At 69.1% G+C, this 9,797-nt stretch carries 12 protein-coding genes; 7 read left to right on the top strand and 5 right to left on the bottom strand.

Features of this window, described 5'->3' with window-relative positions; all coding sequences use genetic code 11:
- Window position 1: 1 nt before the first annotated feature.
- The 4 genes from ACP95_RS07860 to ACP95_RS07845 are packed head-to-tail and all read right to left on the bottom strand — an operon-like array spanning window position 2 to window position 1,779.
- Window positions 2–574: a Tfx family DNA-binding protein gene (locus ACP95_RS07860; RefSeq protein ID WP_082224623.1), complete on the bottom strand. Its 573-nt coding sequence runs from the start codon at window positions 572–574 to the stop codon at window positions 2–4.
- A gap of 48 nt (window positions 575–622) precedes the next feature.
- On the bottom strand, window positions 623–865 hold the full coding sequence (locus tag ACP95_RS07855) for an amphi-Trp domain-containing protein (RefSeq protein ID WP_049980670.1): 243 nt from the start codon (window positions 863–865) through the stop codon (window positions 623–625).
- A gap of 53 nt (window positions 866–918) precedes the next feature.
- Window positions 919–1,389 (bottom strand): TRAM domain-containing protein, encoded by a 471-nt coding sequence (locus tag ACP95_RS07850; RefSeq protein WP_049980669.1) that lies wholly within the window; start codon window positions 1,387–1,389, stop codon window positions 919–921.
- Window positions 1,390–1,437: 48 nt separating this feature from the next.
- A complete protein-coding gene (locus ACP95_RS07845; RefSeq protein ID WP_049980668.1) occupies window positions 1,438–1,779 on the bottom strand; it encodes an SWIM zinc finger family protein in 342 nt (113 codons plus the stop codon).
- Window positions 1,780–2,006: 227 nt separating this feature from the next.
- On the opposite strand from ACP95_RS07845, the gene ACP95_RS07840 reads away from it, so the two are divergent.
- Entirely contained in the window at window positions 2,007–3,407 is a 1,401-nt protein-coding gene (locus ACP95_RS07840; RefSeq protein ID WP_049980667.1) for an MATE family efflux transporter, read from the top strand.
- Window positions 3,408–3,455: 48 nt separating this feature from the next.
- Here ACP95_RS07840 and ACP95_RS16465 read toward each other — a convergent pair whose 3' ends face one another.
- Window positions 3,456–3,587, bottom strand: coding sequence for a hypothetical protein (locus tag ACP95_RS16465; protein ID WP_255458115.1), 132 nt, complete (start codon window positions 3,585–3,587; stop codon window positions 3,456–3,458).
- Between the two features lie 133 nt (window positions 3,588–3,720).
- Here ACP95_RS16465 and ACP95_RS07835 point away from each other — a divergent pair, with 133 nt between their 5' ends.
- From ACP95_RS07835 to ACP95_RS07815, 6 genes are all read left to right on the top strand, one after another.
- Entirely contained in the window at window positions 3,721–7,221 is a 3,501-nt protein-coding gene (locus tag ACP95_RS07835) for an LAGLIDADG family homing endonuclease (RefSeq protein WP_237560421.1), read from the top strand.
- Window positions 7,170–7,397 (top strand): hypothetical protein, encoded by a 228-nt coding sequence (locus tag ACP95_RS16330; protein ID WP_237560420.1) that lies wholly within the window; start codon window positions 7,170–7,172, stop codon window positions 7,395–7,397. Before ACP95_RS07835 ends, ACP95_RS16330 begins: the two co-directional genes overlap by 52 nt.
- 193 nt (window positions 7,398–7,590) lie before the next feature.
- On the top strand, window positions 7,591–7,866 hold the full coding sequence (locus tag ACP95_RS07830) for a DUF7854 family protein (protein ID WP_049980666.1): 276 nt from the start codon (window positions 7,591–7,593) through the stop codon (window positions 7,864–7,866).
- Between the two features lie 69 nt (window positions 7,867–7,935).
- Complete coding sequence (locus ACP95_RS07825; protein ID WP_202593801.1) at window positions 7,936–8,577, top strand: DUF7504 family protein; 642 nt, start codon at window positions 7,936–7,938, stop codon at window positions 8,575–8,577.
- A 26-nt stretch (window positions 8,578–8,603) separates the two neighbouring features.
- Window positions 8,604–8,942 (top strand): DUF7855 family protein, encoded by a 339-nt coding sequence (locus tag ACP95_RS07820; protein WP_049980665.1) that lies wholly within the window; start codon window positions 8,604–8,606, stop codon window positions 8,940–8,942.
- Complete coding sequence (locus tag ACP95_RS07815; RefSeq protein ID WP_049980664.1) at window positions 8,942–9,775, top strand: DUF7856 family protein; 834 nt, start codon at window positions 8,942–8,944, stop codon at window positions 9,773–9,775. Before ACP95_RS07820 ends, ACP95_RS07815 begins: the two co-directional genes overlap by 1 nt.
- Window positions 9,776–9,797 lie beyond the last annotated feature (22 nt).

Raw genomic sequence — 9,797 nt, 5'->3', positions numbered from 1 at the left:
GCTACTCCTCGTAGGTCCGGCGCACGCGGACCTGCCCGTCGCTGGTGACGCCGACGAGCAGCTCCGCCCGCACCTCCCGGCCGTGGATCGCGTCGCCCGCGGCGTCGCTGACGATCTTCATCAGCTCCGGCGCCGCGTACCCCACCTTCACGCCCGCCTCGTCGCAGGCGTCGTACACCTCCTCGGGCACGTCGTAGAGGTCGGTGCCGTTCTCGACCCGGATCTGGACCGGCGCCGAGAGCGCCTCCGCGAACGAGACCGTCTCGCGGGCCTTCCGGACGTTCTCGCGGGCGCTGGCCTCGACGCTCGAGACGTTCGCCCGGGAGGTGCCGAGCCGGTCGGCGATCACCGACTGGCGCAACCCCTGCTCCCGGAGTGCGAGCACCTCCGCCTGCCGGCGGGTGAGCACGTTGCTGTCGGCGTCGAACCCCGACTGTGCGAGCAGTTCGTCGGCGTCGACGCTGCCGTCCGACGCGGGCGGGCTCCCGGACCCGTCGCCGCCGGCGGCGGAGTCGTCCGACTCGCCGCCGGCCGGCGGATCGCCCCGCGGGTTCTCGGCGTCGCCGTCACTCATGGAGGGGAGTGAGCGCTGGCGGCAGAAAAACCTACAGTTCGTGGCGGTTTACTCGGTCCACCGCACCTCGTACTCGAGCTCGTAGCGCTGCTCGCCGGTCTCGGAGTCGGTGAGCCGCTCGAGCTCCACCTCGAACTGCGACGACTCGGGGACGGTGACCTCCTGCGTGTCGGTCCCGCTCCCGAGCGTGACGGTTCCGGACTCGATCTCCTCGGCCGCGGCGACGAGCGCGTCGGCGATCTCCGCGCGCGAACGGGACTCCTCGGTTTTGAACAGTTGTTCCTCAGGCATCACGTAGACGTTCCCCGTCCAGCAGTAAATAGCTGCGTCCGGCGTGGACCGACTCAGGCGCCGTCGCCGCCCCAGAAGTTGTCGCGGGAGCCGAGCCGCTCGCGGTCGGCGCGACTGGGTCGGCCGTCGTCGTCGTCGGGCTCGACGGGGTCCTCCTCCAACCCGTCGCCGTCCTCCTCCGCCTCCTCGAGGGGCATCTTCTCGACGACTTTCTTCGCCGTGGCGTGGCTGGATTTCACCCGGTCGATGCGGACCCGCGCCCGGCAGTCCGGCAGGAGCCCGTCGATGAGGACGATGAACCCGTCGTCGGTCCGGCCGACCCCCGCGCCGCTCTCGTGGATGTCCGTCACGTCGACGACGACCTCCTCGCCCGGCTTCACCGGCTGCTCTTTGAGCTCGTCGATGGGCATGTCGTAATGGTTGCACCACTCGGCACCCCCGCGATCGCCGTAGTGCTGACAGCCCATGCCCTCGATTCGCTCGGAGAAGCTGGGGCAGTCGTCGGCTAACGGACAGTCCGGCATACAGGAACGTAGTGAGCCGACGGTCTAAACGTTCCCGGTTCGGCCGGGTCAGATGAACTCCCGCACGTCGGAGTACCACATGTCGTGGTGGTCGACGGCGCCGATACGCTCGGCGATGGCGACCGCGAGCACGTGCCAGCAGCGCTCGCCCGCCTCGCTGTCGATGTTGTACGCCGAGTCCGCGCAGGTGCAGCCGTCGTCCTCGATCACGTACTCGTCCTCGTGGCCGACGACGACGGTGAAGTCGCGGTACTCCTTCACCCGGCCCTCCGAGACCGCCTCGATGGCGCGGGAGCCGCGGTCGCCGTGGGCGTCGAGGATGGCGCCGGCTATCTCGGGGGTGAGCTCACCCGCCTCGGCGAGCCGGTCGCGCCAGTCCTCCTCGGACACGGATGGGGTTCAGGAGCCACGGGGCAAAACGCCACCGACTGTCTGCGTCGTAAGCTGTGGACGACGCCACCGACTGTCGGCGTCGTAAGCTGTGGACACGCCACCGACTGTCGGCGTCGTAAGCTGTGGACGACGCCACTCACTGTGCGGCTCCGGATCCGGCCGGCCCCGGCGACTGGGTGGCCGCTTCCGTCAGCGTCAAACCCCGCCCGCGAGAGCCTCGGGACATGGACTGGCCCCGCGTCCGCGCGGTCTGGAAGCGGGTGATCTCGCTGGCGTGGCCGGTGATGGCCGAGCAGACGTTCCGCACGCTGATGCGGACCGTCGACATCGTCGTCACCGCGACGTTCAACCCCGCGAGCGTCGTCGCCATCGGGCTCGCCGACCTCTACGCCCGGCTGCCGCTGCGGATCGGCCTCGGCCTCGGCGGCGGCACCATCGCGCTCTCCTCGCAGGACAGCGGCGCCGCCGCCGACGCCAACCGCGACGAGGCGATCACCCAGGGGATCCTGCTCGGTGCGCTGCTGGGGGTGCCGTTCGTGCTGCTGGGGTTCTTCCTGAGCGAGCCGGCGATCCGGGTGTTCGGCGCGGGGCAGGACGTCGAGAACCTCGGGCGCGTGGTGGCGCTGGGGTCGACGTACCTCGCGATCATCTTCGCCACCGCGCCCGCGCGCCACGTCGCGCTCATCGCCGCCCGGGCGCTGCAGGGCACCGGCGACACCCGGACGCCGATGTACGTCAACGTCGTCGCCAACGGGCTGAACATCCTCGGCAGCCTCGCGTTCGGGCTGGGGTTCGCGCCGCTGGGGATCCCGCGGCTCAAGATCGTCGGCGTCGGCCTCGCCACCGCGGCCGCGAACGTGTTCACCGCGTCGATGCTCTGTCTGGCGATCTGGACCGACTGGTCGGAGGCCTCCTTCGCCCTGCCGGAGGACTGGATCATCGCCAAACAGCTGGTCGTCGTCAGCGCGCCGAAGATCGCCGAGGGGTTCGCCTCGACGGCCGCGGAGTTCCCGTTCAACGCGATCCTGCTCGGCTTCGGCCAGCCGGTCAACGCCGGGTTCCAGATCGGCCGCCGGATGTACCAGCAGGTGACGGGACCGCTCTCGCGCGGCTACAACGTCGCCGCCAGCGTCGTCGTCGGCCAGCGGCTCGGCGAGGGCGACGCCGGCGGCGCGCGCTTCGAGGGGTGGGCGGTCGCGGGTCTCGGCCTGCTCACGGTCGGCAGCGTCGGCGTCGGCCTCGTGTTCGCCGCGGACACGTTCGTCTCGCTGTTCACCGGCAACCCCGACACGGTCGACTATGCGGTCGCGTTCGCGCAGGTGTACGGGATCTGCGGCGCCGCCTTGGTGGTGTTCTCGGTGCTCTCGGGCGGGCTCCAGGGGGCCAGCGAGACCCGCATCCCCCTCGTCGCCCGCACCAGCGGCGTGTTCGGCCTCCAGTTGGGGCTGACGTTTCTGCTCGGCGTCGTGCTGGGCTGGGGCGCCCTCGGCGCCTACGTCGGCATCGGCGCCACCTACGTCTGGATGGCGCTGGTCGTCGCCGCCGGGTTCCACTTCACGGACTGGGCCGACCGGGCCGCCGAGATGATGGAAGAGCGCGGCTCGGACGTGTCGGTGTACGGGTGAGAAACGGCAGGCTACGTCGTCGCTCGCGGGGCCGGGCGAGCGGACGCCTCAGTAGAGGTACTCGTCCTCGAGCGCCTTGTACGCGGTCGCGGCTTCGACCTCCTCGTCCTCGGTCTCGAACCACGAGAGCACGCGCTCGAAGCCGGTTTTCCGGCGCAGGTCTTCGGCACTGATGGCCATGACAATCTCACACACGCAGGCGGGAGAGATAAAGCTTTCTCCGGAACCCAAACGTTCAAGCGTGGTGACGGGTCCGGCCCACTGGTTGCAGAGCCGATAACCCTTAACCGATGAGGGAGATAAGGGAGGTAAGATGGCTCAGACGGGGAACCAGGAGCTCACCGAGCGGTTCATCCAGTTCTACCGGAACTACTACCGGGAGGAGGTGGGGCGGCTCGCGCAGGAGTACCCCAACGAGCGCCGCTCGCTCTACGTCGACTACAACGACCTGTTCACGTTCGACCGGGATCTCGCGGAGGACTACCTCGCGAAGCCCGAACAGATGCGGGAGTACGCCGAGGAGGCGCTCCGGCTGTACGACCTGCCGGCGGACGTGAGCCTCGGGCAGGCCCACGTCCGCATCCGCGGGCTCCCCAGCGAGCAGACCGTCGACATCCGGGACCTCCGAGTGCAGGACGACCACATCGGCTCGCTGATCGCGGTCCAGGGGATCATCCGCAAGGCGACCGACGTGCGCCCGAAGGTGACCGAGGCCGCCTTCGAGTGCCAGCGCTGCGGGACGATGAGCTACATCCCCCAGAGCGACGGCGGGTTCCAGGAGCCTCACGAGTGCCAGGGCTGTGAGCGCCAGGGGCCGTTCTCCGTCAACCACGACCAGTCGGAGTTCGTCGACTCCCAGAAGCTCCGGGTGCAGGAGAGCCCCGAGGGGCTGCGCGGCGGCGAGACGCCCCAGAGCATCGACGTCGACATCGAGGACGACGTGACCGGCGACGTGACCGCCGGCGACCACGTGACGGTCACGGGCGTGCTCCACATCGAGCAGGTCACCCAGGGCCAGGAGAAGACCGCCCTGTTCGACCTGTACATGGACGGGGTGACCATCGAGATCGAGGACGAGGAGTTCGAGGACATGGACATCACCGACGACGACATCGCGGAGATCGTCGAACTCTCGAACGACCCCGAGATCTACGAGAAGATGGTCGGCTCCATCGCCCCCGCGATCTACGGTTACGAGCAGGAGAAGCTCGCGATGGTGCTGCAGCTGTTCTCCGGCGTGACGAAGCATCTCCCGGACGGCTCGCGGATTCGGGGGGACCTCCACCTGCTGCTGATAGGGGACCCTGGTACTGGTAAGTCCCAGATGATATCATATGTCGAACAGGTCGCCCCCAGATCCGTCTACACCTCCGGCAAAGGATCGTCCGCGGCGGGCCTGTGTGTCACCGGCGACACGCTGATTCACACCACCGACGGGTTCACGCCTATCCGTGAGCTCGCGGCCGATCAGCATCCCGAGCCGGTCGACGAGGAAACGGCGGCGCCGATGGAGCGCGATCTCTACACGTACAACCGGGACGACGGAACGGTCGAAACCGCCGAAAGCTCTCACGTCTGGCGGATGCCCGAGAAGCCCTGCCGGCGTGTCGAGACGGCCCACGGGAAGGAGATCGAGGCGTCGACGAACACGCCCCTGCTCGTCTGTGGCGCCGACGGGTTCGAGTGGAAGGAGATCTCGGAGATCGGCGCCGGCGATCACGTCGCTGTCCCGTCGTACACGAACGTCGAACGAACGTCGCCCGATCCGATATCGTTCGTCGAGTTCACCGAGGAGAAACTGAAACCCAGCGACGAGTCGGCGACGATGCTCGTCGACGGCCTCCGGGAGGAGTTCGGAACCCTTCGGGACGCGGCCGCGGCGCTCGATCTCACGGAAGACTTCGTCTACGACTCACTACGGAACCGCCACCTGCCGCAGGACCGCCTCGACACGGTGCTCGACGCGATCGGCGCCAAGCGCGAGGATATCGACATCGAGCGGGCGATGCTCAGGCACGGCGGCGGTGTCACTATCCCCGAGCGTTTCGACGCGGACCTCATGTACCTCGTCGGGCTGGTGTTCGGCGACGGCGACGTGATGGTCTCGCGGCGCGGTGGAAACCGCGGCCAGGTCCGGATCTCGAACAGCGACGAGGAACTGCTCCGGGAAGCCGCGGAGATCATGGCCGAGACGTTCGACAAGCGCCCGGAGATCGAGTATCAGGACGACCGCGTCCCCTGTATCCGTCTACACAGCGCGACCGTCGCTCGCTTCTTCAGCAACCTCGGCGTCGAGTCGCCGAAAGACGACATCGCACTCGATCCGCGACTCACGACCGCAGAACACGCCGACGCGTTCCTGCGCGGGCTGTTCGACGCCGACGGGTCGGTCTGTGGCCGTGACGACGGTGGTTCGAGCGTTCAGTTCTCGACCGTCTGCTCACGGCTCGCCGAGCAGGTCCAGTTGATGCTCGAGACCTATGGTGTCCGTTCGCGGACGCGCGATCGCGACCGACGCGGGACGTACGAGCGCGCCGACGGCCACGAGATCGAGTCCACCTCCGTACAGACCCACCTCGCGATCTACGGCACGGAACTGGACACGTTCGCCGAGGAGATCGGCTTCCGTTCGACCACGAAATCCGAAGCACTCTCGGAGATCGTCGTGGACGCCCCCCGCCGGGGGGAGCGACTCCCGGTCGGGGACGCACTCCTCCGTGCCGACGGTGCTGGCGGCCCGTTCTACCAGAACCTCAACCGCGGGGACAACCCGAGCCGGGCCCGCGCGAGGGAGATGCTCGGCGACCGTGACCTCGGCGACGTGGAACCGATCGTCGAGGAGGCTGTCGAGGCCGACCTCGTCTGGGACGAAGTCGTCGCTGCGGAGGACACTGGCGAGAAAGAAGTGTTCGACCTGACGGTGCCCGAGACGCACAACTTCCTCGGGAACGGTCTCGTCACGCACAACACCGCCGCGGCGGTACGCGACGACTTCGGCGACGGTCAGCAGTGGACGCTCGAAGCGGGCGCGCTCGTGCTCGCGGACAAAGGGATCGCCGCCATCGACGAGCTGGACAAGATGGACTCGGGGGACCGCTCGGCGATGCACGAGGGGCTCGAACAGCAGAAGATCTCGGTGTCGAAGGCCGGGATCAACGCCACCCTGAAGAGCCGCTGTTCGCTGCTCGGCGCCGCGAACCCGAAGTACGGTCGGTTCGACCAGTACGAGCCGATCGGCGAGCAGATCGACTTAGAGCCCGCGCTGATCTCGCGGTTCGACCTGATCTTCACCGTCACCGACCAGCCCGACCCCGAGCACGACAGCCGGCTGGCCGAGCACATCCTGAAGACGAACTACGCCGGCGAGCTCCACACCCAGCGCGAGCAGGTCCCCAACTCCGAGTACACCGCCGAGGAGGTCGAGAACGTCACCGAGGAGGTCGCGCCGGACATCGACACCGAGCTCCTGCGGAAGTACATCGCCTACGCCAAGCGCAACGTCTACCCCACGATGTCCGACGAAGCGAAAGAGGCCATCGAGGAGTTCTACGTCGACCTGCGCTCGAAGGGCGCCGACGAGGACGCCCCCGTCCCCGTCACCGCCCGGAAGCTGGAGGCGCTCGTGCGGCTGGCGGAAGCCTCCGCGCGGGTCCGGCTCTCGGACACCGTCGAGGAGCAGGACGCCGAGAAGGTGATCGGGGTCGTCCGGAACAGCCTGGAGGACATCGGCGTCGACCCCGAGACCGGCGAGTTCGACGCGACGTGGTCGAGACGGGCACCAGCAAGTCCCAGCGCGACCGCATCAAGAGCGTAAAGGCGCTCATCGGCGACATCGAGGAGGAGTACGACGAGGGCGCGCCGATCGAGGAGGTGCTCGACCGCGCCGGCGAGATCGGCATGGACGAGGAGAAAGCCGAGAAGGAGATCGAGAGCCTCCGGAAGAAGGGCGAGCTGTACGAGCCCGTTCAGGGTCATCTCCGGACGACGTAGCCAGCCACGGCTAGCGACCTGTCGCGCGCTTCGTCGCGCGACCGCGGAGCGCGTTGCCGTGGCTGTGTAACACCAATTACGGCTCGTGACCGGCGCCGAGCGTCGGCTCGGCGCTCGGAACGCGTTGCCGTGACTATGTCGACCCGCCTCGCTCGGGAAACTTTTGGTGGAGGGCCCACCACCACCGACCGACGTGGACCACATCTCCGCGCTGCGCAACGTCGAGGAGGCGCTGCGGGCGTTCGAGGACGGCGAGGCCGACCTCGCGACCACCCAGCGGCGCGTGCAGTCGGTGCTGCAGAGCTACGCCACCGAGTTCGAGGCCGAGGCGCGGCGGCCGTACCGCGCCCACGGGGACGAGCCCGTCGACGGCGTCGTCGTCGTCGCCCCCGACGCCGAGACAGCGAGATCGCGGGTGCGATCGCTCAGCGACGCCGCCGACGCGGCGTTCGAAGTCGAGCCGCTCTGATCGTTCTCAGAGTTGAAAAGTCGAAAAGACTTTGATAGTACCAGCTAATAGGGTAGTAGAGGCCCGGCCGTGACAGCAACGCAGACAGCCGAGACGCTACCGGATCGCCTGGCAGGAGCGAACAGCACGCTGCTCCTCAACTCCTCGTTCGCCGACGAGGAGAACTGTACGCAGCTGCTCCACCCCGACGCGGCCGACGACACGAACGTGCTCTGGGTGTCGTTCACCAAATCCCCCGACCAGCAGCTCCGCCGCTGGCGCGACCACGCCGACGGCCAGCCGGCGGAGATGGGGATCGTGAGCGTCGAGGACTCCACCCGATCGGTCGCCGCCGACGCCGGCGCCGCGGGCGGCGGCCCCTCGCTCCCGGAGACGAACGCCCCCATCGAGACGGTGACCAGCCCGAACGACCTCACCGGGCTGGGAATCCGCATCACCGAGTTCCTCACCGACTGGGCGGAGAACGACAACCGGACCGTCGTCTGCTTCGACTCCCTGACCGCGCTGCTGCAGTACGTCGAACTCGAGACCGCCTACGAGTTCCTCCACATCATCACCGGCCGACTGGCGACCGTCGACGCCTTCGCCCACTTCCACATGGACCCCGAGGCCCACGACCAGCAGACGGTCGAGGTGCTGACGGGGCTGATGGACGCGGTCGTCGAGGTCGACGAGACGGGCGAGCGGAACGTTCGCACACGCAAACTTTAATTCATTTCCTCGTAAGCAGCGAACGAATGCTGCTGGTCGCGACGTACTCCCGTGAGGCACGGACGAGTCTACGGAACGTCTGCCGGAGCCACGAGGCGGCCACCGTCCGCCAGTTCGGGCGGGCGGCGCTGCTTGCCGACACCGAGTTCGGCGCCTTCCTCGCGCTGCGACTGCGGGAGAAACACGGCGGCGACGTGCAGATCGAGCGCACGCGACCACTGAACGAGTACGAGTCGGTCCCCGAACCGGTCCGCGAGGCGGCGACGGCCTACGCGGCACGCGAGCAGCCGAGCACGCCGTACGCGAAGTTCGCCGCGGGGACCGACCACCCGGAGCCGGCGGCGATGCGGGGCCGGGAGCTCTGATGGGGGTCGCCGTCCGCGACGGTGGCGGTCGGCTCCTCGGCGACGGCCGGGCGGTCGACCTCCGAGCCGCGGGCGTCGACGCCGAGACGATCCGGGCCGCGATACGGGGGAGCTCCACGCGGGTGACCGTCGACTGCCCGACGCCGTCGCGGTGGTGGGGGCGGCTCTGTTCGCCCGGCGACGGCACGGACGCGCTGGATCGCGTCGTCGCCGCCGCACGCTCGCGGGGCCACCGCCCCGCGGTCGAACGCGAGCTCGCCGCGGCCGAGCGGGCGCTCCGTGAGCTCTCGGTCGAATCGGTCGACACCGACGCCACCCGTCGTCGCCTCGCCGACGCCGGCACCGAGGTCGAACGCCTCCGCGAGGAAGTCGCGACCGCACGCGGCCGGCTCCAGAGCCGGCGGGAGCTGGGCGCCGACACGACGGAGGCCGAGGCCGCGCTCGGCGAGGCCACCCGCCGGCTTTCGGAGGCCGAAACCGAGCTGGTCGCCGCCCGGCAGGCTCACGAGGAGGCACAGCGCCGCGCCCGCGAGGCCCGGGAGGCTCGCGAGCGACGACTCCGCCTGCAGGACCGTGTCGCCAACCGGCGTCGGGACGCCCGGCGCGCGCTGGCGACTCGCGTCCGGGAGCCGTTCGACGACGCCGTCGACGCCGTGCCGGGCGAGGCGACGCTGTCGACGGAGCCCCTGGAGGTCGCCGGCTGCGAGGTGACGGCCGCGCTGGCGGCGATCCGGATCGCCCATCTCGACGCACCGGTCGTCGACGCCACAGACCGCTTCGCGGGCGCGTCGGCCGCCGCGAGCGCGCTCGACGTGCCAGTGATCCGGGTCTGACCCCCGGACGTTTTCAGTGATC

Source organism: Halolamina rubra, assembly GCF_000739555.1.
Classification (GTDB): Archaea; Halobacteriota; Halobacteria; order Halobacteriales; family Haloferacaceae; genus Halolamina; species Halolamina rubra.
Note: the sequence above shows the minus strand (reverse complement) of the source record. Positions and strands in the feature narration are given on the sequence as shown.

What these genes read in the sequence shown, in the direction of transcription:
- ACP95_RS07855 (WP_049980670.1), bottom strand. Translation starts at nt 865, where the DNA reads ATGCCTGAGGAACAACTGTTCAAAACCGAGGAGTCCCGTTCGCGCGCG.
- ACP95_RS07820 (WP_049980665.1), top strand. Translation starts at nt 8,604, where the DNA reads ATGCTGCTGGTCGCGACGTACTCCCGTGAGGCACGGACGAGTCTACGG.
- ACP95_RS07835 (WP_237560421.1), top strand. Translation starts at nt 3,721, where the DNA reads ATGGCTCAGACGGGGAACCAGGAGCTCACCGAGCGGTTCATCCAGTTC.
- ACP95_RS07860 (WP_082224623.1), bottom strand. Translation starts at nt 574, where the DNA reads ATGAGTGACGGCGACGCCGAGAACCCGCGGGGCGATCCGCCGGCCGGC.
- ACP95_RS07850 (WP_049980669.1), bottom strand. Translation starts at nt 1,389, where the DNA reads ATGCCGGACTGTCCGTTAGCCGACGACTGCCCCAGCTTCTCCGAGCGA.
- ACP95_RS16465 (WP_255458115.1), bottom strand. Translation starts at nt 3,587, where the DNA reads ATGGCCATCAGTGCCGAAGACCTGCGCCGGAAAACCGGCTTCGAGCGC.
- ACP95_RS07840 (WP_049980667.1), top strand. Translation starts at nt 2,007, where the DNA reads ATGGACTGGCCCCGCGTCCGCGCGGTCTGGAAGCGGGTGATCTCGCTG.
- ACP95_RS07815 (WP_049980664.1), top strand. Translation starts at nt 8,942, where the DNA reads ATGGGGGTCGCCGTCCGCGACGGTGGCGGTCGGCTCCTCGGCGACGGC.